24 protein-coding genes and 1 tRNA gene are annotated in these 26,198 nt (G+C 55.4%); 12 read left to right on the top strand and 13 right to left on the bottom strand.

The window, feature by feature from the left end; all coding sequences use genetic code 11:
- Window positions 1-3: 3 nt before the first annotated feature.
- From ACR0JB_RS18855 to ACR0JB_RS18865, 3 genes are all read right to left on the bottom strand, one after another.
- A complete protein-coding gene (locus tag ACR0JB_RS18855) occupies window positions 4-1,356 on the bottom strand; it encodes an MATE family efflux transporter (RefSeq protein ID WP_480790184.1) in 1,353 nt (450 codons plus the stop codon).
- Window positions 1,357-1,462: 106 nt separating this feature from the next.
- A complete protein-coding gene (gene ppk2, locus ACR0JB_RS18860) occupies window positions 1,463-2,386 on the bottom strand; it encodes a polyphosphate kinase 2 (RefSeq protein ID WP_170396352.1) in 924 nt (307 codons plus the stop codon).
- 135 nt (window positions 2,387-2,521) lie between these two features.
- Window positions 2,522-3,130: a carboxymuconolactone decarboxylase family protein gene (locus ACR0JB_RS18865; protein WP_425080393.1), complete on the bottom strand. Its 609-nt coding sequence runs from the start codon at window positions 3,128-3,130 to the stop codon at window positions 2,522-2,524.
- A gap of 134 nt (window positions 3,131-3,264) precedes the next feature.
- On the opposite strand from ACR0JB_RS18865, the gene ACR0JB_RS18870 reads away from it, so the two are divergent.
- The 4 genes from ACR0JB_RS18870 to ACR0JB_RS18885 all read left to right on the top strand — a co-directional run bounded on the left by ACR0JB_RS18870 (window position 3,265) and on the right by ACR0JB_RS18885 (window position 8,461).
- On the top strand, window positions 3,265-4,095 hold the full coding sequence (locus ACR0JB_RS18870; protein ID WP_480790185.1) for a class I SAM-dependent methyltransferase: 831 nt from the start codon (window positions 3,265-3,267) through the stop codon (window positions 4,093-4,095).
- Window positions 4,096-4,227: 132 nt separating this feature from the next.
- Window positions 4,228-6,186 (top strand): DNA topoisomerase IV subunit B, encoded by a 1,959-nt coding sequence (gene parE / locus ACR0JB_RS18875; protein ID WP_170396358.1) that lies wholly within the window; start codon window positions 4,228-4,230, stop codon window positions 6,184-6,186.
- A 41-nt stretch (window positions 6,187-6,227) separates the two neighbouring features.
- Window positions 6,228-7,283, top strand: a complete 1,056-nt coding sequence (locus tag ACR0JB_RS18880; RefSeq protein ID WP_480790186.1) for a serine hydrolase domain-containing protein — start codon at window positions 6,228-6,230, stop codon at window positions 7,281-7,283.
- 119 nt (window positions 7,284-7,402) lie between these two features.
- Window positions 7,403-8,461: a GTP pyrophosphokinase gene (locus tag ACR0JB_RS18885; protein WP_170505429.1), complete on the top strand. Its 1,059-nt coding sequence runs from the start codon at window positions 7,403-7,405 to the stop codon at window positions 8,459-8,461.
- Between the two features lie 83 nt (window positions 8,462-8,544).
- On the opposite strand, the gene ACR0JB_RS18890 is transcribed toward ACR0JB_RS18885, so the two are convergent.
- Window positions 8,545-8,706 carry a hypothetical protein gene (locus ACR0JB_RS18890; RefSeq protein WP_170505427.1) on the bottom strand — a complete coding sequence of 54 codons (162 nt, stop codon included), beginning with the start codon at window positions 8,704-8,706 and terminating at the stop codon, window positions 8,545-8,547.
- Window positions 8,707-8,769: 63 nt separating this feature from the next.
- Here ACR0JB_RS18890 and ACR0JB_RS18895 point away from each other — a divergent pair, with 63 nt between their 5' ends.
- A complete protein-coding gene (locus tag ACR0JB_RS18895; protein ID WP_170359182.1) occupies window positions 8,770-9,051 on the top strand; it encodes a hypothetical protein in 282 nt (93 codons plus the stop codon).
- Window positions 9,052-9,069: 18 nt separating this feature from the next.
- Here ACR0JB_RS18895 and ACR0JB_RS18900 read toward each other — a convergent pair whose 3' ends face one another.
- From ACR0JB_RS18900 to ACR0JB_RS18910, 3 genes are all read right to left on the bottom strand, one after another.
- Window positions 9,070-9,840, bottom strand: coding sequence for an alpha/beta hydrolase (locus tag ACR0JB_RS18900; protein WP_480790187.1), 771 nt, complete (start codon window positions 9,838-9,840; stop codon window positions 9,070-9,072).
- Between the two features lie 72 nt (window positions 9,841-9,912).
- Window positions 9,913-10,752, bottom strand: a complete 840-nt coding sequence (locus tag ACR0JB_RS18905) for an EamA family transporter (RefSeq protein WP_480790188.1) — start codon at window positions 10,750-10,752, stop codon at window positions 9,913-9,915.
- Between the two features lie 1,037 nt (window positions 10,753-11,789).
- Window positions 11,790-12,464, bottom strand: a complete 675-nt coding sequence (locus ACR0JB_RS18910; RefSeq protein WP_480790189.1) for a TIGR04283 family arsenosugar biosynthesis glycosyltransferase — start codon at window positions 12,462-12,464, stop codon at window positions 11,790-11,792.
- Window positions 12,465-12,537: 73 nt separating this feature from the next.
- On the opposite strand from ACR0JB_RS18910, the gene ygfZ reads away from it, so the two are divergent.
- Together ygfZ and ACR0JB_RS18920 are read left to right on the top strand one after the other, a co-directional pair.
- Window positions 12,538-13,275, top strand: coding sequence for a CAF17-like 4Fe-4S cluster assembly/insertion protein YgfZ (gene ygfZ, locus ACR0JB_RS18915; RefSeq protein ID WP_170396366.1), 738 nt, complete (start codon window positions 12,538-12,540; stop codon window positions 13,273-13,275).
- A 104-nt stretch (window positions 13,276-13,379) separates the two neighbouring features.
- A complete protein-coding gene (locus tag ACR0JB_RS18920) occupies window positions 13,380-14,324 on the top strand; it encodes an ABC transporter transmembrane domain-containing protein (RefSeq protein ID WP_170396368.1) in 945 nt (314 codons plus the stop codon).
- Between the two features lie 57 nt (window positions 14,325-14,381).
- On the opposite strand, the gene efp is transcribed toward ACR0JB_RS18920, so the two are convergent.
- On the bottom strand, window positions 14,382-14,945 hold the full coding sequence (gene efp / locus ACR0JB_RS18925; protein ID WP_170349189.1) for an elongation factor P: 564 nt from the start codon (window positions 14,943-14,945) through the stop codon (window positions 14,382-14,384).
- A gap of 218 nt (window positions 14,946-15,163) precedes the next feature.
- On the opposite strand from efp, the gene ACR0JB_RS18930 reads away from it, so the two are divergent.
- Complete coding sequence (locus ACR0JB_RS18930) at window positions 15,164-15,484, top strand: DUF6280 family protein (protein ID WP_008757056.1); 321 nt, start codon at window positions 15,164-15,166, stop codon at window positions 15,482-15,484.
- 63 nt (window positions 15,485-15,547) lie between these two features.
- On the opposite strand, the gene ACR0JB_RS18935 is transcribed toward ACR0JB_RS18930, so the two are convergent.
- On the bottom strand, window positions 15,548-16,117 hold the full coding sequence (locus tag ACR0JB_RS18935; protein WP_170396369.1) for a cobalamin biosynthesis protein CobQ: 570 nt from the start codon (window positions 16,115-16,117) through the stop codon (window positions 15,548-15,550).
- Between the two features lie 61 nt (window positions 16,118-16,178).
- Between ACR0JB_RS18935 and ACR0JB_RS18940 the strand changes: the two genes are divergently transcribed.
- Entirely contained in the window at window positions 16,179-17,636 is a 1,458-nt protein-coding gene (locus ACR0JB_RS18940; RefSeq protein WP_170410436.1) for a cobyric acid synthase, read from the top strand.
- 3 nt (window positions 17,637-17,639) lie between these two features.
- Here the strand turns inward: ACR0JB_RS18940 and ACR0JB_RS18945 are convergent, their stop codons facing one another.
- From ACR0JB_RS18945 to ACR0JB_RS18955, 3 genes are all read right to left on the bottom strand, one after another.
- On the bottom strand, window positions 17,640-18,518 hold the full coding sequence (locus ACR0JB_RS18945; RefSeq protein WP_425080386.1) for a hypothetical protein: 879 nt from the start codon (window positions 18,516-18,518) through the stop codon (window positions 17,640-17,642).
- Between the two features lie 74 nt (window positions 18,519-18,592).
- Entirely contained in the window at window positions 18,593-20,011 is a 1,419-nt protein-coding gene (locus ACR0JB_RS18950) for a TolC family outer membrane protein (RefSeq protein WP_170396373.1), read from the bottom strand.
- A gap of 96 nt (window positions 20,012-20,107) precedes the next feature.
- Entirely contained in the window at window positions 20,108-20,761 is a 654-nt protein-coding gene (locus ACR0JB_RS18955) for a protein-L-isoaspartate O-methyltransferase family protein (protein WP_170349438.1), read from the bottom strand.
- A 228-nt stretch (window positions 20,762-20,989) separates the two neighbouring features.
- Here ACR0JB_RS18955 and ACR0JB_RS18960 point away from each other — a divergent pair.
- The 3 genes from ACR0JB_RS18960 (at window position 20,990) to ACR0JB_RS18970 (ending at window position 25,310) form a co-directional block, all read left to right on the top strand.
- Window positions 20,990-21,063: transfer RNA gene (locus tag ACR0JB_RS18960), tRNA-Cys, on the top strand.
- Between the two features lie 289 nt (window positions 21,064-21,352).
- Window positions 21,353-22,753: a site-specific integrase gene (locus ACR0JB_RS18965; protein ID WP_480790190.1), complete on the top strand. Its 1,401-nt coding sequence runs from the start codon at window positions 21,353-21,355 to the stop codon at window positions 22,751-22,753.
- A gap of 103 nt (window positions 22,754-22,856) precedes the next feature.
- Window positions 22,857-25,310: a KAP family P-loop NTPase fold protein gene (locus ACR0JB_RS18970; RefSeq protein ID WP_480790191.1), complete on the top strand. Its 2,454-nt coding sequence runs from the start codon at window positions 22,857-22,859 to the stop codon at window positions 25,308-25,310.
- Window positions 25,311-25,417: 107 nt separating this feature from the next.
- On the opposite strand, the gene ACR0JB_RS18975 is transcribed toward ACR0JB_RS18970, so the two are convergent.
- The gene (locus ACR0JB_RS18975; protein ID WP_480790192.1) at window positions 25,418-26,119 is read right to left on the bottom strand and encodes an HhH-GPD family protein; all 702 of its coding nucleotides are present in this window, start codon (window positions 26,117-26,119) and stop codon (window positions 25,418-25,420) included.
- Between the last annotated feature and the right edge of the window lie 79 nt (window positions 26,120-26,198).

The following is a 26,198-nucleotide window of genomic DNA, read 5'->3' on the forward strand; positions in this document are numbered from 1 at the left end:
CGGCTATTCCGCAGGCACCCCTACGGTCTGAACCGAGCGCATCCAGAAACGGGCCATCAGCAGGACAGCCGCACAGGCAAGCCCCAGCACAAGGCCCAGCCAGATGCCGATCCCGGCCATCCCCTGCACAAAGCCAAAGTAATAGGACGCCGGTATCCCAACCACCCAATAGCTGAGCCCGGCCATTACCATCGGCACCTTGGCATCTTGCAATCCGCGCAACAGGCCCAGTGCAATCACCTGTGCCCCGTCGACCAACTGGAACAAAGCGGCCATGGCCAGCAGGCCCGTTCCGATGGCCAGGATTTGCGGGCGCTGCGGATCGTCGGGTTCGACAAACACAGAAATCAGCGGCTCGGCGCAGGTCACAAACAAGATAATCGTCAGAACAGACACCAGCAGAGACATCACGGTCACCGCCTTCGCACCTTTTTCCAGATGTGGTCGATCCTTGCGCCCAAGGGCGTTCCCCGCACGGATCGTGGCCGCGTTAGACAACCCCAGATGCACCATGAACGTGGCCGAGGCCAGATTCAGCGCAATCCCATGCGCCGCCAGCGGCACCGGCCCGATCCAACCCATCATGAAGGCGGACATGGCGAACAGCGACACCTCGGCAAGCAATGTAAATCCAATGGGAATGCCAAGACGCAGCACGCTGTACAGCATCTCCCAATCCGGGCGCCAGAACCGTTGGAACAGGTTATGTTCGGGCAATACGCGCACGGCGTAGACCACGACCGCAACCAGCGACACCATCTGCGTCACCACCGAGGCAATTGCCGCCCCCATCACGCCCAGTTCGGGCGCACCCCAATTGCCGAAGATCAGCGCATAGTTGGTCAGTGCGTTGACGACAGCGGCCGTCACAGTGATCCACAAAACGATCTGCGTGCGCTCCAAAGCGGCCAGATAAGATTTCAGCACCATAACCACCAGCGCCGGGAACAGTCCCCATCCCGCAACACGCAGATATTGCGATGCGGTTTCAGCCACCTGCGGATCTTGCCCTGCAGCAATCAAAATCGGGTGGGACCACCACAGCAAAGGCATAACCAGCACGGCGTATAACAAGGACAGCCACACCCCCATACGGGTCGAGCGGCGAATGCTGGTCTCATCCTCTTCGGCGGCCGCAGTCGCCACCATGGGCATCACCGCTAGTCCGAAACCGCCGCCAAACAGGAACAGCACGAAATAAAAGCTACTGGCCAGCGTCACTGCGGCCAAAGCCTCGACCCCGTACCAGCCCAGCATGATCGTATCGGTCAAACCAATGGCAAACTGCGCCAGATGCCCGCCGACCAGCGGCAGACCCAGAACTGCAATGGCCCGGAAGTGGGCGCGATATGTCATTACCTTATTCATTTCACCAGCCTTATGCCCGGCCTGAGGCCGGGACAAGAGGTGATCAGTGAAATTTCAAGGTGAGACTAGTGCTGCCGGCAATTGGCCGCTTGGTTCATCGCGCGTCAGGATGCAGGGAGGTGCCCAAAATATGCTCGGACTGATGAATGACGTGATGCGCCTGCCCTACGATCATGGGATCGGGCTGGCCCACGATATTGTGGTCCTTGTCCGGGTAATCCAGCGTCGACAAAAAGTGGCGCATACAGTTCAGACGCGCACGTTTCTTGTCGTTCGACTTGACGATGGTCCAAGGCGCGTCGGCGGTGTCGGTATAGAAGAACATCGCCTCTTTCGCTTCGGTATAGTCGTCCCATTTATCCAGGCTCGCCTTGTCGATGGGCGACAGCTTCCATTGCTTCAACGGGTCGGTTTCCCGGCTTTTGAAGCGGCGCTGTTGTTCCGGCTGCGTGACCGAGAACCAATATTTGTAGAGCTGAATACCCGAGCGGACCAACATCCGCTCCAACTCGGGCGTCTGTCGCATGAACTCAAGGTACTCGTTGGGCGAACAAAAGCCCATGACCCTCTCAACGCCCGCACGGTTGTACCAAGAGCGGTCGTAGAACACCATTTCACCGACCGTAGGTAGTTCCTGAATATAGCGCTGATAATACCACTGGCCTTTCTCTTCCCAGGTCGGCTTGTTCAAGGCCACGACGCGGGCTTGCCTTGGGTTCAGGTGTTCCATAAACCGCTTGATCGTACCGCCTTTGCCTGCCGCATCACGCCCTTCGAACAGCAGAACAAAGCGTTGCCCCGTCTCTTGCGCCCAAAGCTGCACCTTAAGCAATTCGGCCTGCAATTGCGCCTTTTGCGCCTCGTACTTGCCCCGCGCCATCTTGCGATCATAGGGATACTTTCCGCTTTCGAACGCCTGCCGAATTCGCTCGGGGCTGGGTTGCGATGGCTCAGGATTGGGTGTTGGGACAATTTTGACAGAGGATTGTTTTTGTTCAATTTGTGCCGCTGCTTCCATTCAATTTTTCCTTTTTCACTATCCGCAGGAACGTCTAGCAAAAGGCGCAGATTTTCGCTTTGACACGGGTCAAATTTTTGAGCCGTAGCGTAGGAAACTTTCCACTAATGAAGTTCAACACGCTGCGGCAGATTTCTAGCTATGCCCCCAATCCGCCGGATCATCCGAGTTGTTGGGTGAAAGACCCAGAACGTCGCCTGTGGTAGAACATCCAAGCCCAAGAACCGTTCTGTTCGCGTATGAGAAATACGCGCAGACCTGATTGATCTCGAGGATCTCGCCATCGTCCCACCCGGCGTCCCGCAGGGCGCGAACATCAGCCTGAACCATCTGCGCAGGTGCTTCGGTTAGCTTGCGCGCATAGCACATAGCAGCGATCTGGGCGTTGTCCAGCGGTGCGGAATCCGGCGTTCCGGCCTCAATCGCGGCGCGGATGGCATCGCCCCGCTCCGCGTCTGCCAACAACCGCTGCAACCCGCTAAAGTGATGCTCGACGCAATAGCTGCACTGGTTCAGGGAACTGACCCAAACCCCCAGCACCTCAAGAAACCACTTCGGGACTTTATTGGCCGAGTGATGCAGGACGTTCTTGTACAGCGCCATGTGACCTTCCATCGAATGCGGCCGCAAAGAATGCACCATCATTATGTTGTCCACGTTGTTGTCAGGCCCGGTTACCCGCTCGTAAAGCTTTCTCAGCTTGCCGGTGGCTTCGTCAAATGGAACAGTCTTAATCCAGCTCATATGGTCCTCGCCCTGTTGTCGTGTCGCGTCTTCGCCTCCCAGTTTCGCACTCGTATCCTTCTGAGACAAAACTGGATCGCCCCACCATGTCAGGCTAAGCTGACGAAACGCAAGTAAGGGAGTATCTCATGGAAATGGCGGAGAAAACTGTCACTGAGTTCTATGCCAACCACCCAATTTCTGCGCCGCATATTCTGACCAAGCTGACAAGCCTTCGCGGATCGCTTGAGGATGTGACCCCGCAAGAGCTCTACCCTTATGATCAGGATCACTATGACGGCCTGAATGCCAACGCCCGACTGGCGGACAAGGTCCGGATGAAATCTGGTTATCGCGTTTTGGATGTTTGTGCCGGGCTTTGTGGACCTGCGCGATGGTACGCCTCTGAGCTTGACGTTGACGTCACTGGCCTCGATATCAGCCCCAACCGCGTCGACGGTGCCAAGGAACTGAACGCGCTTGTCGGACTACAGGATCAGGTGCATCCAATTCTGGGCAGTGCGATGGATATACCCTTTGACGATGCGCATTTCGATGCGGCGGTCAGTCAGGAATCCTTCTTGCATATCCCCGACAAGCTCAAAGCCCTATCCGAAGTGTTCCGCGTTCTGCGCACTGGCGGACGGTTCGCCTTTACCGATTGGGTGATGCATGAGCCCCTGCCCGATGATGAGATGGAATTGTACCACCAACGTTTTGCCTGCCAGTCCCTGCTGAGCATTCCCGAATACGAAACTGTGTTGAAAAAAACTGGATTTTCGGTTGCCTCGGCCAACGATGTAACGGCGTCCTGGGGCGAAATTCTGGCGCGTCGGCTTAGCATGTATCAAACCTTGGATGCCGAGGCCGAACGCGCTGGCAACCCGTCCAAGGGGGATACTTTCCTGAAAATGTACGCGCAATTTGTCAGCGACGTGAAACAAAGAAGGATCGGCGGGGTACGATTGACGGCGGAAAAACCTTAATAACTTCGGCTTCGTGCAGAGGTGTCACCCATCAAGATCACAGCCAATCGCCCACAACACCTCGCGCCCCTCTTCCCCCGGACCACATCACCTGCCATAATGGGTCTCAACCTAAAAACAAGAGCAGCCCCGATGCCCGACGATCTGTTGACGCCAAGCGCGACCACCACTTACGACGCCTCTTCGATTGAGGTACTGGAAGGTCTTGAGCCGGTCCGAAAACGCCCCGGTATGTATATCGGCGGCACTGATGAGCGCGCTTTGCACCATATGGTGGCCGAAATCCTCGACAACTCGATGGACGAAGCCGTCGCGGGCCATGCCAACCGGATCGAAGTTGAACTGCACGCCGACTACGCCCTGACCGTACGCGACAACGGACGTGGCATTCCGATCGACCCGCATCCGAAATTTCCCGACAAATCAGCGTTGGAGGTAATCCTGTGTACCCTGCACGCGGGTGGCAAATTCTCGGGCAAGGCGTACCAGACCTCGGGCGGTCTGCATGGCGTGGGCGCATCTGTGGTAAACGCATTGTCGGATTCGATGGTCGTGCAGGTGGCGCGAGATAAAACGCTGTTCGAACAACGGTTCTCACGCGGTATTCCTTTAGGCCCGGTGGAAAAGGTCGGCGCGGCCCCGAACCGACGCGGCACCACAGTCACTTTCCACGCTGATGCCGAGATCTTTGGCCATCACAAATTCAAACCGGCGCGGCTGTTCAAATCCATCCGATCCAAGGCCTATCTGTTCTCGGGCGTCGAAATCCGTTGGAAGTCCGCCATCGACGATGGCGAGACCCCGACCGAAGCGACCTTCCACTTCCCCGGTGGCCTGTCGGATTACCTGAAAGAGACGATGAATGGCTCGTCCACCTATGCTGAGCAACCCTTTGCCGGTACCGTGGACTTTAACGAGAAATTCGGCACTCCCGGCAAGGTCGAATGGGCGATCAACTGGACGCCTTCACGCGACGGGTTCATCCAGTCCTACTGTAACACCGTCCCCACCCCCGAAGGTGGCACCCATGTGGCAGGCTTCTGGGCTGCGGTCCTTAAGGGGATTAAAGCCTATGGCGAGCTGATCAACAACAAAAAGGCAGGTCAGATCACACGTGATGACCTGATCACCGGCGGCTGTGCGCTGGTCTCTTGTTTCATCAGTGAACCTGAATTCGTGGGTCAGACCAAAGACCGTCTGGCCACGGTCGAGGCACAGCGGCTGGTCGAAAACTCGGTCCGCGACCATTTCGACAACTGGCTGGCTGCCGACACGAAATCCGCTGGCGCTATCTTGGACTTCCTCATCCTACGGGCTGAGGAACGCCTGCGCCGACGGGCCGAGAAGGAAACACAACGCAAGTCCGCCACTAAGAAACTTCGTCTCCCCGGCAAGTTGGTGGACTGTAGTAGTTCAACACGCGACGGCACGGAATTATTCATCGTCGAGGGCGACTCGGCCGGTGGGTCCGCCAAGATGGGCCGTGACCGCAAGACACAGGCCCTGCTGCCCCTGCGCGGCAAGATCCTGAACGTGCTGGGCGCGGCCAGTTCCAAGCTGGGCACCAATGCCGAGATCAACGATCTGACGCAGGCTTTGGGAGTGGGGCTTGGCACCAAATTCAACGTCGACGACCTGCGCTATGACAAGGTCATCATAATGACCGACGCAGATGTGGACGGGGCGCATATCGCCTCGCTGCTGATGACGTTCTTCTTCACCCAGATGCGTCCGATGATCGACGCGGGACACCTGTATCTGGCCTGCCCGCCCCTCTACCGTCTGACCCAAGGCGCAAAACGCGTCTATTGCCTGGACGAGGCCGAGCGCGACGAATGGCTTGAGAAAGGTCTGGGCGGCAAGGGCAAGATCGACGTGTCACGCTTCAAGGGTCTGGGCGAAATGGACGCCAAGGACCTGAAAGAAACTACGATGGACCCGGCCTCGCGCAAGCTAATCCGCGTCACCATCGACGAGGACGAACCCGGCGAGACCGGCGATCTGGTCGAGCGCCTGATGGGCAAAAAACCCGAACTGCGGTTCCAGTACATTCAGGAAAACGCGCGGTTTGTGGAGGAGTTGGACGTCTAAGACGATCGAACGCGAAAGACATCAATCAGTGCAGAGGCCAAATGTTCAAATCACGTAAGGCAAGACTGTGCTGGTCAACTGGTATTCTTGTTCTCGCTGGTGTGATTGTGATGTTCGCGGGTCGCTACCGCGAACCGGCCACTGTTGAAGACATCGTCGAGTCCTTTCTTCAGACACATAATATTCCGGGGGCTGTGCTGGCCTACGGCCCCTCGGATGCAGAGCCCAAAGTCGTGGCGTTTGGCGTGTCAGACCCGATTGAGAACACGCCCATGTCGACCGACCAGCCATTTCGCCTGGCCTCGGTCACAAAACCCATCGCAGCCAGAGCACTGATCAAAGCCGAGGAACGTGGCCAAATCGACCTGGATCGTCCCATAGCCGAGCTTGCCGACCTGCCTCCGCCGCATGACCCGCGGGCCGCACAAGTATCGGCGCGGCAGCTTTTGGCGCATACGGGTGGGTTCGATAGAACTATCAGTTTCGATCCGATCTTCGCGCCCGATCGGCTTGGCCTCGACTGGTCGGCCAGTTGCGCCAAAGTGGCCCGGACCGTGTGGCAAACCATGCCGTTGGATCACACGCCGGGCAACAAGACGGCGTACTCGAATGTTGGCTTCTGCCTTCTGACCGATCTGCTGGGGGCGGACGTTGAAGACGCCCTGCAGCAGGTTGCCGATATCCATCTGGAGGGGCCCGCCGGGGCCAATTGGGAACTTCGCAGCGACGGTTGGACCCGCGTGCTGAGTTCAGAGGACGATCAAGGCTGGCTTTCAGGCTTGGGTATCGCTGGTGGGGCAATCGGCACTGCCGAGGCGGTCTGGACCATGGCCTCGACGCCCAAACCGTTTTTCGAGGCGACGGCATCACAAGACGAAAAAAGTGATTTCTACGCGTCGGGCTGGCATGTCTGGCCGGAAGAGAACGGCCAGCATCTGACCCATTGGGGCGGGGTTCGAGGCATCTTCACAACCGTCTTTCGATTTTCGGAAGGAGAGACCGTTGTCGTGTTGTTCAACGCCTCACCTGTTGAGCCCAATAGTGCATTTGTGTCGCTGCATAACGCGTTTTATGAGTTCAATAAATCGAATAGGTGAGATCAAAATTGACCACACTGAAGAGCAAGCGCCTGATGGGCAAAAAACCCGAACTGCGGTTCCAGTACATTCAGGAGAATGCGCGGTTCGTGGAAGAGTTGGATGTTTGAGGAAGTCCATTGAAGAAAGAAGAATTTAAAGCGCAATACGAAGGCCGACGAAAAGAATTTGAAAGCCTCAGAACTTCGATTTTTGGGTTGGTTTCAAAAGCGATTACCGAAGCGGGCGTTTCGGCAATGCCTATCTTATCTCGAACAAAAGACCTAGACAGCGCAGTGTCAAAGTTTGAACGGAAGAAATATGATAGTCCGTTCCAACAAATGACGGACATTGTTGGTTTCCGGGTTGTACTGTACCTTGAGCATGAAATTGAGTTATTCGAAAAAACCCTTCGCGAGTATTTCAAAGTTGATGAAAAAAACTCTGTTGATAGGCGAAAGCCTACTGACGTTCAAAAAGTTGGGTACCGCTCTTTGCACTTGATATGCACTCTCGGAGAGGAGCGAAGGAACCTTCCAGAATATCAGGATGCGTGTGACATCCCATTCGAAATTCAAGTGAGAACAGCCTTAGAGCAGGCTTGGGCTGAAATTGAGCATAAGCAAAAATACAAGTCAAAAGTCGCGTTGCCTTCCGACCTACAAAGGCGGCTTAACATTTTGTCCGGCAACTTGGAACTAATCGACAAAGAACTTTCTCGGATTGCTCTAGCGGCAAACGATTACAAACATAGACTGAATTCGGGAGATGATTCTGTTGAAAGCGATTACCTTTCCGCCACCTCAGTCTTAATAGTCTGCGAAAAATTCGCTCAAGAAAACAGGTTGAAAGTCGCCTCGAAGAATAAGTTGAACCCGAGTGAAAAATCAACAGAGCGCCTAATTGAAGAACTCACCGAGTTTGGTGTGCATACCGTCAAAGATTTTCAAGATCTACTCGGGTCTCTTCCAATCGAAGAGTACAAAAAGAATGAAGATGATGATAACACTGTATTTGGGATTATCAGGGATGCGATGATCATCAACAATCACAAAAAATACTTCAAAAAATGCTATTGGGGTCAATTCGATTTTGAAGTGCGAGACGTCACTTTTTACAACAAGCTTATAGATGATCTCGAGGACATTGAAACTCTGATCTACCAAAATGGTGGGGAAATTCGTTATGACGACGAGTAACTTCTACACGGCGAGCGTGGCTTGACCGCTCGTATTGATCATTTTACTCGACGCGAGATTTGCGTAAACCCCGTCCAGCCAAGTTACAATTCTCGCACCCGGCTGTAGGGTGGGTGCATGATGCCTAGCGTCACGCAATGGTGGGATAGCGCCAAGCCTTCCCACAAACGCCCTACAAACACCCCCTTGCCTAACCCGTTGATCTCGTTCACACTTACCCTCAATCCGTCATTCAAGAACGACATTTGAGGTTCCGAGCGTCCAAGACGCAATGAAACCAACTACAGATTTTCGAACGGGAGGACGACATGAAAACACTAACCCTTGGGCTGGCCGTTGCGCTGCTGGCCAGTCAAGCGAATGCGCAGCAGACATTGACCACCGCATCCCCCATTCCGGACGGGGCCGAGACCAAGTTCTGCTACTACAACGGCATGGCCTATTCGCAGGACGCGTTTGTTCTGCTGGTCGGCGACAACACCGTTACCCAGACGGTCAGCACGATCCAGGAACGCCTGCTGCGTTGTCACCGTGAGGACGACGGCACGATGAAGTGGAAACCGCAGAGCACGTTCTCGACCAACAACTGAACGCTTAAGGTGGGCGGGCTAGCCCACCTTCTTCTCCAGCCAGTCCGCGATCTGCGCGGCGGGCTTTTCCCAGCCGGGCTCCATAAACAAGAAATGCGCGTGGTTCTCGACGGGCATGAAAGTCGCTCGGTCACCATACAAATCGGCCAGGGCGCGGCAGGTGTTGGGGTTCACCGCCCTGTCCTCAGTCCCTGATACGACCAGCACTGGGCAGTCGACCTTGTCGATATCGACCTTCATCGCGTGGTGATCGTCGAACATCCAAAAAAACATCTCGAACATCACCCGCCCGCTTTCGGCGCCCAAACGGTCGAACACCGCGTGCTGTTGCGCCTCGGGCATTTTGTTCAGCGCGAAGGGGGCCATCAGGTCGAACTCGACCCGCATGGGCTGTTTCCAGAACGCCCCGCCCTCCATCAACGCACGCGGGATGGCGCGTTCGTCATCGGTTTCGGGCAAGGTGCCCCAAGGCGCGTTCGGGTTGATCAGGACAATCGCACTGGCCAACCCGCGTGAGGCCACCTGCTGCGCCACAACTCCGGCGATGGCGTGGCCCAACAGAACCGGTTTGCTGTCCAACCCCTGCACGAACTCTGCTATGTCGTTGGCATAGTCCATCACGCTGGTATCGGTCAGGCGCGGGTCAGGGTTCGCCTTGGGGTCCCCGCCGTGATAGCGCAGCGCGGGGGTGTGAACGGTCCAGCCCCGGTCGCGGAAAAACCCGGCATAATCCTGCATACACCATGGCCCCGCAAAGGCACCGTGGATCAGAACAATCTCTTTGGTCATGAAAACGCTCCCTTTTCTCTCGCTACTATGAGAGATCGGGGGCGACTTCAGCAAGGCTGTGTCGCAGGCCTATCAGACGGACAGGCCTATCAGCGCCACTCCGACAGCCATAAGAACCGCTGCACCAAGCCGCCGCATCCAGTTCCCCTCTTTCAGGAAAACAAACCCGATCAGCGCCGCGAATATTACCGAGGTTTCCCGTAGCGCCGAAACTGCACCAAGCGGTGCGTAGTTCTTGGCATAAAGCACCAGACCATAGGCTGTCATCGAAACAAGCCCGCCCAGAATGCCGATCATCCAGACTTTGGCAGGCAATTCAGCCAGGGTCTTCCGTCGACGGATACCAACAAACCCCGCGATAAACAGATGCAGAAACGCACCCCAGGCCCAGTAGCTAAGCGTATTGCCTGACAAGCGCACGCCAATACCGTCCACGACCGAATATATCGAGATGCAAAAGCCCGTACCCAGCGCAAATCCAAGGGCCCAACGGCCCACACCAGAGCGCAATGCCTTCCAACTGCTGAGCTGGATACCAACCGCAATCAGCGCGATCCCTCCCCACGCTTGCAGCGGCAGCACCTCGCCCACCAACAGCATCGCCCACAGCGATACAAGCGCCGGAACGATACCGCGGGCAATTGGGTATACGACGCTTAGGTCTCCGTGCTGATAGGCTTTGCCGAGCATGAAATAATAGCCGAAATGCACCACGGTTGAGATCAGGATGTATGGAAAGCTTTCGGCACTGGGCAGTGGCAGCAACAGGATCATTACCGTTGCTGGAATGACATGCCCCAACGCCACCAGACCCAGAGTGGTGGTCCGATCAGCCGCGGTTTTGACAATCGCATTCCAAACCGCGTGCAACACCGCCGCCGTCAAAATGATGGCAATGACAAACAGGGTCACATCCGAACCTTTCGTAAAGGAAGAAACTGTCCTGCAAATCGGACCGGCTAAGTTATTTGCACAGGTTGAGGCCGATCACAACGCAGCTTCGATCAGTGTTTTGAGAATGTTTTCGGTGAGTCTGTTTGGGTTTCCACCGCAGGAGGAAGCGGTGATTGTGCCGTTGACCAGCGCAAGATAGCTGCCCTGCAGGCAAAGCCCTATTGATGCGGAATCTCTACAACTGAACGTGAGGAGTGTTGCCAGCGCGCTGGCGCGCGGTCACTTTGATGTCATGACATTTGTGACCGAAAATCAACTGCCCTTGCTGATCTTGTTCTTTATTATCGGCTCGGTTGGCACCGCGTTTCTATTTCGCAAACCGGCCGGGCACCGGGCATGGAAGCTGGCCGACCTTGTCTGGGTCGTTCTGGGCGGGATCGGCGCACTGGTGGCGGTTCTGGCCGGGCTCTACACCTCGGACAGTTCGCGGTTGGACCGGCAAATCGATGTGGCTTATGCCGCGACGCTTGCTTTTGACCGCGACGCCGCGCGCTTCCGACTGCGGTTCTGCGATCCAGCCTATGACCCGGACACCGCCGTTTTGTGCGATAAGGTTGAATTCCTTTCGGCCTCAACCGCCAGTAATGCTGACCTGCCCTTGTTCATCGCTGTGACCAATGAGGTGGCACCGCTACAGGGGTTGCATTTCCTACTTGGCGGGCAAGCGAAAGATGAACAGCAGGAAATTCGCGCTATGGCCGCCAAGGCCGATGCGTTCAGCATCGATCAGTTCCTTGTTTTCACCACGCTGGACGATGCAACACAGGTTGCGATCGACAACATGCGCCGGAAAGTGCCCGCCATTGCCGGGGATTATCTGATCCTTGCCCAAAGCTATGATGACCTGGTTGAACAGGTCGGAAAGCTAAAAGACGAATGGGAATACCTGCAGGAAAACGCGCATATACTGGTGTTGCAAATCGTCGCCCTGTGTCTGGTCAGCTTTGCCGCGCCCTTCCGGTTGGGCAAATCCATTGTCGAACTGCGCACAACGCTCAGCGTCGGTACGCCTGCGCCAAGCGTTCCGGATCAGCCCCAAGAAAATATCGTGTCAGGGTCCACAGATTCCGTGCTCCCCGACGCAGCCACCCCGCCCGCGCATAGCGGTCCGCGCTCGTAGCCGCGCGGGTGCTCAGCAGGGTGATGCGGGGCAAGGCGCGCACCAGCGCCACGTCCTCCATCAACGGCTGGTCCGGGTAACCTGCGGCTTTGTCATAGGCGCGACGCGGCACAAGCAACCCCTGATCACCATAAGGTAGGCTAAACACCCGGCTGCGCAGATTGGCCCAGCCCGCAACCCAGGCTGACCAAAACCCGCTGGCCTGAAAGGTCAGACGAAAAGCCGCGGGGTTGCCCGTGGGCAGATGCTCTCCGACGTCCTTGCTCCACCCTTCTTGCAGGACGGTATCGGCGTGCAAAACCAAAAGCCATTCACCTTTGGCTACCGCGCAGCCCCGCAGCAACTGCCCCCCGCGTGAGGGCGGCCCGGTCACAATCTCAGCCCCCGCCTCTTCTGCAATTTCAAGGGTCTGGTCGGTCGAACCGCCATCGGTAACGATCAGCTCTCGGACCAACCCCGTGTGCAAACCCTCCATCAAAGCCGGTAAGGACTCCAACAAAGCCTCAGCCGCGTTCAGGGTCGGAATGACGATGCTGATTGGTGCTGGCAAGGCGGATATCCTCTGGTCATAGCGACGCGATCTCCTATATCACGGGGCCAAGGGAAAAGACGAGGACCACCCCATGCCCAATCGCCGTATTCTGCGCCTTAGCGGGTCGGACACTGACAGCTTTCTTCAAGGGCTGGTCACCAATGATATTTCCGGGCTGGATCAGGGACTGGTTTATGCCGCACTGCTGACCCCGCAGGGCAAGTACCTGGCGGATTTCTTTCTGAAACGCGACGGCGAGAAGGTTCTGCTGGATGTCGCCGAGGATATCGCCGACGGGTTCGTCAAGCGGCTGGGCATGTACAAGCTGCGCGCCGATGTTTCGATTGAAGATAGCGGGCTGAATCTGCAACGCGGCATAGGCCCGGCACCCGCAGGCGCCCTGCCCGACCCGCGCCATCCAGATATGGGGTGGCGGGCGTATACGGTCGAGGCCGAAGGCGACGATGGTACGGATTGGGACGCCATCCGCGTGCGACATTGCATTCCGGAAACCGGTATCGAACTGACCCCCGACAGCTATATCCTTGAATCTGGATTCGAGGGTCTGAACGGCGTCGATTTTAAAAAAGGGTGCTATGTCGGGCAGGAAGTCACCGCCCGGATGAAGCATAAGACCGAGTTGCGCAAAGGGCTGCGTAGCGTTCGGGTTAATGGCACCGCGCCCGTTGGGACCGAAATTACATCTGGCGGCAAACCGGCCGGTACCTTGTTCACCCAATCGAACGGTCAGGGGATCGCCTATCTGAGGTTTGACCGCGCCAGCGACGATATGCAGGCTGCCGAGGCCACCGTCACGCTTGACGCCTAACATGTTGCTATTCCGGCACGGCTGAACCGTTGCGCGGCCCGGTACCCTTTGAACCCTTTCGGGGCGCTGCCACACTGCGGTCAGTCCACTGAACGGATGCGCATATGCTTAAGTTATACGCTGCGATCTGGCGTGCCAGCGCCGGGCGGCAAATCATTCTTATTGTCCTGTCCATCGCCATCGCAGGCCTTGCTGCGGTGCCATTAGAGTTTCAGCGCGATATCGTTAACCATCTGACCTCGAACGATATCAGCACCGAGCGATTGCTATATCTGGGTGCAGGCATGATGTCGGTCATCCTGCTGAGCCTCGCCTTAAAGTGGCTGCTGGGCTATCGCGCCGGGACGCTGGGCGAGGATCTGATCCGCATGATCCGCCAGCGGCTTTTGGTGCGTTCCTCCGACTTGAGTGAAACCGGTGAGAAAATGCGCTCGGGAACCATGACCACGGCTATTTCCGCCGAGGCCGAGGAGTTGGGAAAGTTCGCCGGTGGCGCCTTTTCAGATCCGGTTGTGCAGATCGGCACGCTGATCAGCGTCATTGGTTACATCTCATCAACGCAACCGGGTCTGGGCATGATTGCCTTTTCAATGATCGTACCGCAGATCATTATCGTGCTGGTCTCACAGCGTAAGGTGAACGTCTTCGTGGCTGAGCGGGTCCGCATATTGCGCAGCTCTACCGACAGGCTGACGACCGAAGACATTGATGCCGTGGCGCGCGATATCGAGGCTCAGTTCGACGATATCTACAACACGCGCCGCCGCATGTTCCTGTGGAAGCTGTCCGCGAAATTTCTGCTGAGCGTAATTAATGGCGCAGGCACGGTCGGTGTTCTGATGCTGGGCGGGTACCTGGTTCTGAATGGCAAAACGGATGTGGGCACCGTGGTCGCCGCCACCAGCGGTCTTGGCCGCATTCAGGGTCCCACGGCCTTTTTGATTGCCTTTTACAGACAAGTCAGTGCCAATCGCATCAAATATGAATTGATGCTGGAATTGTTCGGTCCGAACCCAGAACGATATCGTCGACCCAGAAAGCTAAACTAAAAAAGACCGCGCGGCCCCTGCCATCGCGGTCTTTTCGTGTTTTGCTAAAGCACCGATTTACGCGCGTTCGGAATATTCCATGCTTTCGGTGTTCACAACGATCATCTCATCCTGACCGATGAAGGGCGGTACCATGACCTTGACGCCGTTATCCAGAATGGCTGGCTTGAACGAGTTTGCAGCAGTTTGACCTTTGACCACCGGCTCGGTCTCGACGATCTTGCAGGTCACTTTTTGCGGCAATGTGGCGTTCAGTGCTTCGCTTTCATAGAATTCGACCACGATGGTCATGCCGTCCTGCAGAAACGGGCGACGTTCACCCAACAGTTCAGCAGGCAGTTCGATCTGCTCATAGGTCTCAGAATCCATGAACACCAGCATGCCGTCAGATTCGTACAGGAACTGCTGATCTTTCTGTTCAAGACGCACGCGCTCGACCTTATCCGCCGAACGGAAACGTTCGTTCAATTTCGAACCATTGCGCAGGTTGCGCAGTTCGACTTGCGCAAAAGCACCGCCTTTACCGGGCTTTACATGGTCGACCTTAACAGCAGCCCACAGCCCGTCGTTATGCTCAAGCACGTTGCCGGGGCGAATTTCGTTCCCATTTATCTTGGGCATCACATAAATCCTTCACAAACGGTTGATGCGTCAGTTCCCGTCCCTATATCTGGCGTAACCACACCTGACAAGACAACGAGACCTAGTGCTGCACTTGCAGCAAGCTATGCAAATGACGCAACGCAACTATGCATTTTAGCTGTATCCGAATCACATCTAATAGGTCATAAGGACCGTCACGCCGAAAATGCAAGAGCAAGAACAACAAGGAAGACGAGATGAGAGATTTCGTTGACGGCACTGCCTTTAACAATGAGCAAGGCAATCGTGCACGCAAACTTTTCGCAGCCGTTGTGCTGGCTGCACTGGACGACGCTATTGCCGATGACAAGAAATACGGCAACGGCCCGGAACAGATCGCCCGTTGGGCCCGCTCGCGCGATGGCCGCGAGGTGCTGTCCTGCGCAGGTATCGACCCCAACGAGCGGGTTGTCGGCGGGTTGATGGAGTTCGTTGGTCGTGGCGTGCGTACCTCGGTCGCGCTGTCGCGTGAAGAAAGCGAGCGTCGTAATGCCGCTCAGCAGGCAGAAGCCGCTTAAACCAAGGCGACATCTGCAGGAAAAAGCGCGCCCACTTTCCGGGCGCGTTTTTCTATTTCCGGGTCAGAAAAGCAGCAGCCATTGGCGGGCAACCCAAATCTCGGCCCCTAGCAATGCGGCAAAGAATAGCTTGGCGGGCGCTGACAGCCCCCTGTTCCATAGCACCACATAAGAACCAGCACATATAACGACAGAAACAGGCGTTACCAAAAGCGCGTGATACGCACTGTCCCAATAGCTGACCGGGCTGTGAAAGACCCAATCGCTCAGCGGCCAGAATTGCGGCCGACCGTCACCGGCATGCAGTAGGAAATCCATCGACAGATGCAGCAGCCCTGCGGATGCGGTGACCGTCAAAAACCGCCATCCCCGCCAGTACCCAAGCATCAACGCCACCCCCCACAGGATGAATGAGTTGTCGATGGCAAACACCGTCTGCCAGGCTGGTGAGAAGTATAGTTCGTCAAAGACGACCTGTGGCGGGATGCTCAAGACGTGCAAGGACACCCCAGCCATGACGTACAGCGACAGATCGGGCAGAACCGAGCCCAGCACCGCAGCCCACAGAATGGCCCCCCGCGCAGGCCGCGCAAAAGCGGCAGCGCCGATCAAAAGATGCGCGGGCGTGTTCATCCGGGGCTTTCCCTTTGGTGTCAAATCAGGTCATCTGCGCCCTAACGTATAGGAGACGACCATGGTTCGCGCCATCATGATTCAGGGCACCGGCAGCAATGTCGGAAAATCAGTTTTGGTGGCCGGGCTTGCGCGCGCTTATACGCGGCGCGGGCTGAAAGTGGCGCCGTTCAAGCCGCAGAACATGTCCAACAACGCCGCCGTGACCGAGAATGGTGGCGAGATTGGCCGCGCCCAGGCCCTGCAGGCACGTGCTGCCAAGCGTCCGACCCATACGGATATGAACCCGATTCTGTTGAAACCGGAAACGGACACCGGCGCTCAGATCATTGTTCAGGGTCAGCGTGCAGGCACGATGAAGGCGGGCGACTATCGCAAGGACAAGTCCAAGCTGTTGGATGCCGCGCTTGAAAGTTTTGACCGGCTGTGCAGCGATGCCGATCTGGTGCTGATCGAAGGTGCCGGCAGCCCGGCTGAAACCAACCTGCGCAAGGGCGATATTGCTAATATGGGCTTTGCCTGTGCCGCTGATGTACCGGTCGTTCTGGTGGGCGATATCCACCGAGGCGGAGTCATTGCGCAAATCGTCGGCACGCAGGCGGTTTTGGATGCCGGTGATCTTGAGATGATCACAGGTTTCGCCGTCAACCGGTTCAAGGGCGACGTCTCCCTGTTTGACGAAGGGCGCGACGACATCGCCACCCGTACAGGATGGCCATGCATGGGCGTAATTCCGTGGTTTCATGACGCCTGGAAATTACCCGCTGAGGATATGATGGACATTCGCTCGCACAGTGGCGGGGCCTGCAAAGTGGTTGTCCCGCAATTGGAACGCATGGCGAATTTCGACGATCTTGATCCGCTGTCGGCCGAACCGGGGGTCAGCGTTGAAATCATCCCAGCCGGGCGTCCTTTGCCGGGTGATGCCGATCTGGTGCTGTTACCCGGCAGCAAATCCACCATCGGCGATCTGGCCTATTTCAGGGCGCAGGGCTGGGATATCGACCTATATGCCCATGTTCGCCGGGGTGGCCATGTGCTGGGCCTGTGCGGTGGCTATCAGATGCTGGGCAAAACCATCGCCGATCCCGATGGCGTCGATGGCCGACCCGGCACTGTTGACGGGCTGGGCTTGTTGGACGTGACCACCCTCATGGCAGGCCAAAAGCAGGTCACCCTGCGCACGGCACGCACCATTCCGGGACATGAGCCAGTCACCGGGTATGAAATTCACATGGGCCGAACCGAAGGTCCCGATTGCGATCGCGCTTGGCTTGAGATCGAAGAGCGGCCGGAAGGTGCTGCTGACAGCACAGGCCGCATCCGCGGGAGCTACCTGCACGGCATCTTTTCTTCTGACGCTTTCCGCGCCCGCTATTTGCAGCAGTTGGGCGCAGAATCGGACCTGTCATATGAGGATGGGGTCGAGGATACGCTGGACGCGCTGGCGGACCATCTGGAACAGCATATGGACCTGGATCGCCTGCTGGGTATGGCCCGGCCGCCTAAGCGGCCTTAAGGGTTAATCGACTTCGCGCTCGGCCAGCGCGCGGTAAATCTCACGCCGCACCATCTTGCGGACGTTGCGAGTGATACGCTGGCCTAGAACGCCCTGCAGCTCTTCCCGAACGACCTGTGCGATCAGAACGCGCATTGCGTCTTCGTCCAAGGTCAGCGCGCCTTGTCCGGTAGCCAGAGGGGCTGTGTTCATCACTGGCAAGTCTTTGCCTGCAGTCTGCGCATTTTTGCCAGTTGGCCGCACGTGCAGTTCTTTTGCTTCTGATTTCACCGCCTGCGCAGACGCCACGACCGCAGGGTCCCGGACGAAGGTTGCCTTTGTGGCTGTGTCAACGTCTTCGTGTATCGTTTCAGCTTGGCTGATCTTTGCCGAGTAGGTGATGTTGAACTCATCTTCTGCGGCCCACTCCAGCGGTTTTGCCGGTGTCTCGACCTCCGCCGCCCACTCCAGCGGCTTTGTCGGCGTGCCGGAATAAGCATCTTCGCTGTCGCCGTCCGGCTCCCACTGATCTTCGGTTCGGGCAATTGCGGTTTCCAGCGCTTCGATCTTGGCGCTCAGACTGCCGGTCAGGCCGTCCTCTGGCTCAGTCGTGGTTTGCTGTTCGACCGCGGGTTCGGCATGTTTCACGATATCACAAGCCCGCAGAAGCATCGGTTTGACAGAATCTTCGGCCTTGTAAACCGGTTCCGCTTTTTCTGGCTGAGGCTTCTCTTTCACGGCCACTTCACCGACTCGCAATGCGTCGGTCAGAACCAGCCTGCCGGGCTTTCGCGTGTTGGATGACGCCATAACACCCGGAATTTTACGATCTTCTTCGGTGACCAGACGCTTAATCGAGGACAAGACGTCCTCGATTCCCGCTTTTACGACTTTATCCGTCATTGTTCTCTACCGCTCTATCCTCGGGATCGAGTGTAGCTAAACAAACCGGTCCTAACAACAGGTAGTATTGGCCCTTAGTCGCGACGCAACGCTTTGAGGACGCGATCCAAGTCCCGGCTTTGCCTGCTGATCTGCGCCGGAGCCTTTTTAACCAAGTTGTAATACAGGGTTGGATCATAAATCTGGACAGCCAGACCCAGACGTTCAGCCGTCAGCAAACCCTGCGCATCCAGCAGTTGATAAGCGGCACGCGACCGTTCGGTGCGCGATCTAACTTCGGCCAGCTGCGCATCCAGCAAGTCCTGCTGAGCGTTCAGAACGTCCAGCGTGGTACGTGCACCAAGGGTTGCTTCTTCGCGGATACCGTCAAACGCAACCTGCGACGCGCGGACCCGTTCGGTCGATGCTCTCAGGCTGGCTGAAGCAGCTTGGAACGACGAATAGGCATTCACAACACCTTGGGTGATGTCTTTTTGCACGTTCAGCAGGTTGGCGCGCGATGCGTCGCGTTGTGCCATTTGGCGGCGAACCGAAGCTGCAAGACGACCGCCAGCATAAACCGGCTGCTCAAAACGCAGTGCGATGGTTGCGTCTTCGAGGCTATCATCATTGTCATAGCTTTCACGGATACCCGCATCGGCATTCAGACGGACATTCGGACCAAGGTTTGCACGTTGCTGTTGCACGTTTAAGTCCAGCGCGCGCACCTGATGCTGTGCTGCCAGAATGGCGGGGTGATTTCGTTGTGCCAGTGCTACGGCTTCTGATTCCGAGCGCGGCAGGTTCGGCAGACCAGGAAGGCCCTGCGTCCGTCCGGGAGCCTTGCCAACTGCATTCACGTATTCAGCCTGCGCCTGGGCCAGAAACCCTCGTTCGACCGCGAGGTCCGCTTGCGAGCTGGCCAGCTGCGCCTCGGATAGCGCGACGTCTGTCCGGGTGACTTCGCCAACGTCAAACCGGTCCTGCGACGCCCTCAATTCCTCGGACGACACGTCGACGTTGTTCAAGCGAATCTGAACCGCTTCTTCCTGCTCCAGGACGCGCAGATAAGCTTCGGCCCCGCGGAACAGGACACCTTGTTCGACGTCCAGCAAGGTCTGACGTGTTGCCAGAACCGTTTCTTGCGCGGATTGCTTGCCCAGAACCGAGAAGCCACCGTCATAAATCAGCTGGCTCAGGGTGAGGCCGGTGAAAAAGTTGGCTGGCTCATCCCGCACAACACCAGCGCTCGTGCTGTTGCGATTGTAATTCTGACTGACCTCGACCGCCCAGTTGATGATCGGGCGCAGCGCCGACAGCGCGATTGCGACGTCTTCATCAGCCGCGCGCAACAAGGCGCGGTTCTGTTCCAGCAGCCCACTTGTATTGTAAGCCCCGATAAACGCGTCGGTCAGGTTATCAGCCCAGACCGCACGCCCCGGTACAACACTGAGCGCGAGTCCCGCCGTCAGTGCCATCGCCTTAATTAGCTTTCCCCCTGTCCTTGAACGCATGTCGAAATCCTTCTCAAATCAAAATTACGCTGCCCTGAGCGTAGTTTGCGCCGATGTTTTCAACTAATCAAGGTCGCAGAAAAATAAGCGATGAAATTATAGCGAAAATGCACACTCGGCGGAAAATGCCTGCAAAACCGGGGCATTGGCGTTGAATGCATGACGCCACGTCACCCGACCGCCAGATTTATGCCCGATCCGAACGGTTCCAAGCTCTCCTTCGACGAACAGGCAGGCAATGCGTCCGTGATCCTTCAACTGGGCGATCAATGCCTCGGGAACCTGCTCAACCCCGCCTTGTATCATGATGACGTCATAGGGGCCGTGTTCGGTCGCGCCCTGCGCCAGCGGCCCAACATGTACAATCGCGTTGTCGGCGTCTGCTTCCATCAAGATCGTTTGTGCTTCGGCGGCCATATCTTCATCTTCTTCCACGGCAACCACCAACTGCGCCATACGCGCGGCAACCGCAGTGGAATAGCCCAGCGCCGGGGCGATATCCAATACAGCCTCGTCATTCGAGATATTCAGCGCATCCAGCATTTTGGCCAGCGTCCGCGGTTCGGGCAAGCAACGGTCGCCACCAAGGTCGATCACGCCTTCGGCGTAGGCCGCTTCACGCTGAGCGTCAGGTACAAAATTCTCTCTCTGAACGGTTAGCATGGCGTCAATGATGGGGAATTTCGTTACATCCGAAGGTCGGATCTGCGTATCGACCATCGTGCGGCGCCGGGTTGCGAAATCTGTCATTGGATCGCCCATGTTTTTCCCTAGTGTTCCCGGCTTTTGCCACATCCAGAAGAAACCGGCAACGGCTGCAACGTCGAAAGTTTCACCAGATCGCAGAGACTTGGTGTCGCGCCGCGCCATGCTGCAACACATGGAGGTGGATTTTTGCAATCAACCCACTGGACGCCCCTGACGAAAGGTGTTAAAACGCCTGCCACACCACAGCAAGTATTTGATTTTACTTGAAAAGGCGAGTTGGCGGAGTGGTGACGCAGCGGATTGCAAATCCGTGTACACCGGTTCGATTCCGGTACTCGCCTCCATTTTATTCTAAATCATTGACTTAGCCCTGTGGTGCTCGGGTGTGACACAAAGTGGGACACACCTACAATGATGCAGTCATCCTTCCTAAGCCTTTCAAGACACGGCGTTTATTACTTCCGGTGGCCTATCCCTCCGTCTTCTGAGCAAAAGAGAACATCTGTAAGAATATCGCTGCGTACTCGCTGCCCGCATAGGGCTGGTGATCTGGCGCGCTTTCTTGCATCTTGCGGTCGATTAATACCGGATCAAACTAACGTGCCCCGACTAAGACAAGACCAAATCCGATCAATGGTGCATCGGTACTTCAAGGCTTCGCTCGACAAGTATTTGGAACGGCTAAACGACAAAGGCTTTCCAGATGGATCAATCAGCGCAATGCAGCAAGAGATTGAAATCCATGAAAACGCTGGTGAAGGCGAGGATTTACTTTCAGACCTCTATCTCGATAGCGATGCGTTTTGCGACGCCTCTGACATAAGCACACAGGACTGGGATGATAACGCGATGGACCTACGCCGGGAGTGGCGAAAGGGACGCAGAGATATGCTCAGGCGCGTTCTGGAGGCTGTAGAACGCCTTGAACACTATTCTTATGATGACGCCCCAGCCGTGACTGTTTCACCGCCTGCAAAGGCGCTTCCTGCCTCTTCACCAATAGGTACCGCAATTGATGACTTCATTGCGGAACATTCGCGTCAGTGGGCTGAAAAAACAGTTAGCCAGAACAGCGCGTACCTGAAAATTCTTGTTGAGTACTTTGGGCCAGACAGGTTGCTGAGCACGATAACTAAGCAAGATGCGAACGAGGTCAAAAAGGTTCTGCAAGCCTTACCATCCAGCCGGAACACCAAGCCCGCCCTAAAAAACATGCCTTTGATGGAAGTCATCAAGCTGCCGGGTCAGAAGACAATCGCCCCCAAAACGATCAATAGCCACATACAAATGTTCAAAGGGTTTTTTGATTGGGCCGAGCGACACGGATACTCACCGCATAGCCTCTTCGACGGCATGAAAGTGGCAAAGGCCAAAAACAGCGTAACCGAACGCAAACCCTTCAAGCCCGACCACGCCCGCACGATTTACAAAGAACTAACAGAAAACTCGTCTGGGCTGGTGCGCAAGGAATGCCACAAGTGGGGTATGCTGCTAGGAATGTTCACTGGTGCGCGCCTGAACGAGGTATGCCAACTAGAAACTGCAGATGTGCAGCAGGATTACGGTGTTTGGTATCTGAACATCACCGATGAAGGAGATGACAACAATAAACGCGTTAAGTCTGACGCAGGGAAACGCAAAGTACCCCTACACGCCGAATTGCTTCGCATGGGATTCTTGGATTTCGTGGAGAGTAGAAAGCCAGGCAAAAGACTTTTCCCTGAATACAGCTACAACGTGAATGGTGGCTATGGGCGCAACCTAGGCCGCTGGTGTAATGAGAGTTTCCTGAAAAAGTTGGGAATCAAGGAACCGGGTTTAGTGTTTCACAGCTTTCGCCACACTATCGTTACGCGACTAAGCCAAGCCGGAGTATCTGAACCAATTGTTCAGTGCATAGTTGGCCACGCCCGATCTGGCGTAACGCAAGAGGTCTACAACAAGGAAGGGTACACTTTAACCCAACTCAAAGACGCAATCGACAGTTACCAGATTGAACAAAATATTTTGCATCTCGGATCCACTGCATCGTAAGTCGGCTTTTGTGTTTTAGTGGCAAGGCCGAACCTTGCCGCTTTCAGTCCCCTATTGAAGTAAAAAGCACCAATTTTTACCCCAGCCGACCAAAGGACAAGCCATGCATGAGGCTTGCAATCCTGTAGCGAAAGCAGTTCAATCTGTCTTCTTTCCAAATTCTGCTCAATGTTATTTTCTACTTAGATTTGATGCGAACCCTCGTGTCCGAACGAATGATCGCCGTTGCAAAATATACGCCAAATTGTTGCCTGCCAAACTTAGTCTGCCGTGCTTGACCTGCGCCGTTCAAAAGCATAGCAAAGCTTTGATTTATATCCTTAAGCTTTTCTGCAGGTCATTCGTGAGTAACGCCTCAACTCAACTCAACCCCGACGCACCCATATCTAAAACTGATGAGGATAAATTTGCCTTCTCGCCATTTGCGGAGGGGTTAGCAGGAGTAGTAGCCGACTATGATCGTTCAAGTAGTTTTACGATTGGAATTTGCGGCCCTTGGGGATCAGGTAAAACTAGCCTAATCAACCTAACAAGAGACGCCTTAAAAGAAAAACTGCGGAATGGCGATCACAACGCCCACGCTGTAATTTTGCCGTACTCACCTTGGCTCATTGGCAATAGGGACGCATTGTTGCGTGGATTGTTACCCGCAGTTGCAAACGGCATTCGTCGTAGCGTCCCTAGAAAGAAAAGAACCAGTGATCTCAATCGTGCTATCAAGACACTGGACTTGTACGGGCGGGCCATCAAAGGCGTTGAAACTGGTTTGACTGTGGGCGCAGCGACCGCCACCGCATTTGGGCTTGCGGTCGCTCCTTGGCTTGCGCCTGTGGTAGCCGCATTTTCAGGATTAGGGAAGATCCTTGGACTCGTTTCTGATAAGCCTGCCACTCTTGATGAGCTGCGTGATGCTGCGCAAAGGGCTCTAAGAAAAGCTAAAGTAAGGGTGTTAATTGTAATTGATGACCTTGACCGGCTTGATCCAACTGAAGTTGTCGAAATGGCGAGGCTTGTGCGCTCAACGCTTGATCTTCCACATGTTACGTTTTTGGTAGCATACGATAGACAACAGGTGGCTAATTCTGTCCGAACAGTATTGGGCGTAGACGGTGACGCCTACTTGGAGAAAATCGTCCAACTGCAAGTGAATGTACCCGCGTGCAACTCCTACGACCTTGCGCGTGCTCTGGCAGAAGAACTGCAATCTGTTTTCGGAGACCTTAGCGAAGAAGAGACCAATAGTGTGCGCTCTGCTATTTGGGCTGGAGCACGACAACTATTTCTCGACACGCCGCGAGATATAGCGCGTATCACAAACTCATTGAGCTTTGGGTGGTCTATGCTTAAAGGAAGCGTGGACGCCGGTGATCTACTTTTGGTCACTTGCCTACGTCTAAAGACTCCAGAACTGTACGAATGGTGCAGAAGGTATTGCGAGGAATACTTTGTAAACAGGCCTCAACGGATGTGGGGGGACGGGCCAACAGGTTTGTTCAGTCAACACCTTACTCAAGCTTGTGAAACTGCTGGGGTTGAACAGGATACTCTCTTGTCGGTCTTGGAGAACCTGCTGCCAGGGATTTCAATGGTACCAACGCCTGACGATACTCCATCACTCTTCGGGGACCAAGAAGATGCAGATGCTGCTGTCAGAAACCGTAGACTGAGTAGCCCAGAACACTGGCGTAAGTACTTTGACCTGGTGGAAGGCAGGTACGGAATTACTGATCAAGGGTTTGCTACATTCATCGAAGACGCCAAAAACAATCCGCAAGTTGCGGTATCAACGTTTTTAGAGCACTCGCAAAGAACGGACCCATCGGGCACAAACTCGGGAGAGAGATTGCTGGACAGGCTACGTGCGGAAGCTCGCGGTGCTAGCTTAGATACTGAACAACGCATCGGTTTGATCTCGGTTTTGGCTAACTCAGCCGATGAATTGGATCGTAACCTTGGACCCGCCTCGTTCTTTGGGGCAACAGCTTATCAAATGGCCAGCTGGACATTGCGGCCTCTGTTGTGGCCGCTTAGTCCTGAGCATCGCGAACTTGCATTGAGAAACGCTGCAAGTGACGGCACCTCAATTGGCTGGATCAGCTACGTGCTTAGAGGAGAGTTGTTTGACCATGGAATTATTGGTCGGGGACAGCGGGAAAGAGAACCAATGCTCGACGAGAATGCGTTGCGAACCGTGAATGGAATTCTTGTGGAGCGCATTCAAGACACCGCTGATCATGGCTCACTACTCGAACTGCACTCGTTGCCCAATTGTTTGCTCTTCTGGAGAGATGCCTCTGAAAACCCTGAATTGGTCAGAGCAAGAGTTAGTCACTCAGTATCTACTGACGCTGGCTTAGTGCTTTTCCTTCATGCGTTGAAGCAGATGGTGCGCTCGTCTGCGGGAGATTATTGGAAGATTGATCGGGACTTGGTTGCGGAATTCTATGACGTTGAGATGGCTATAGAACGTCTTAGACAAATTCAATCGGAGGAGAATGGAAAGTTGTCATCCAAAGCAACCGATGCCTTGGAGATGTTGCGAAGAGACCGAGACTAAACATTCGCCCCTACTTCGCTTATTCGAGTTCGGCTCAGTAAATGTCTCAGCATTTCTATAGATTCAAAATTTGCCGCATAGGCGGTTTGAAATCAACGCTACACCACTTAGCCGAGCAGCACTCTACCTGCAAAATCGCACTTTTTCAGCATGCAGCATTCATTGCAACGTGGGTTTCTAGCTCTACATAGCCCCGCTGCAAAATCCAGAACAGCCCAGTTGACCCGAATTGGGTTGGCACACTTAACCAGCCAATGAGCGGCCTCTTGGAGCCATGGGTCGTGACGAATGTCCGCAAGCCGGCGAGGTCTCAAATATCTCTCCAAAACCCTTGCCATATTGACGTCTACCAACGGCCTAGGCTGACCGTGCTGGAAGAGTAGAATCGCGTTGCCCACGTATTGACCAACGGCTGGAACCTTAGCGAGTGCGTAGGGATCTGAAGGGAAATGACCGTCTTGCTCTGCGGCATAAGATGCCAACGCGCGAAGAGAACGTGCCCTTCTCCTCCACAAGCCAATTGGCTTCAGAACACACTCGAGCTCTTCTACCGGCGCTAGGGCAATGGCATTCCAACTCGGATATCGAGAGAAGAATTTTCGATACATGCCCGCCACGGTTTCAGCACGCGTCCGTTGTAATAGAACCTCCACACAGATTCTCTCGAAGTCACTTGCATCAAGGGAGCGCCAAGGCAGGTCACGTCCGTTTTTGTCGAACCAACTCAATAAATTAACGCGAAGGTGTGAAATCCTTAACTTCTCAGACCTAGTTAGTTTGCTCGATTTAGAGGATCTGACTAACGGCATTTCGGTTTTCTCGTATCTAGGGTCCTCTGCGCCTAAAATACCGGCGCCTCGAAGTTAATCAGCTTGGCCGATTGCCCAA

Source organism: Ruegeria sp. BI7 (genome assembly GCF_056537925.1).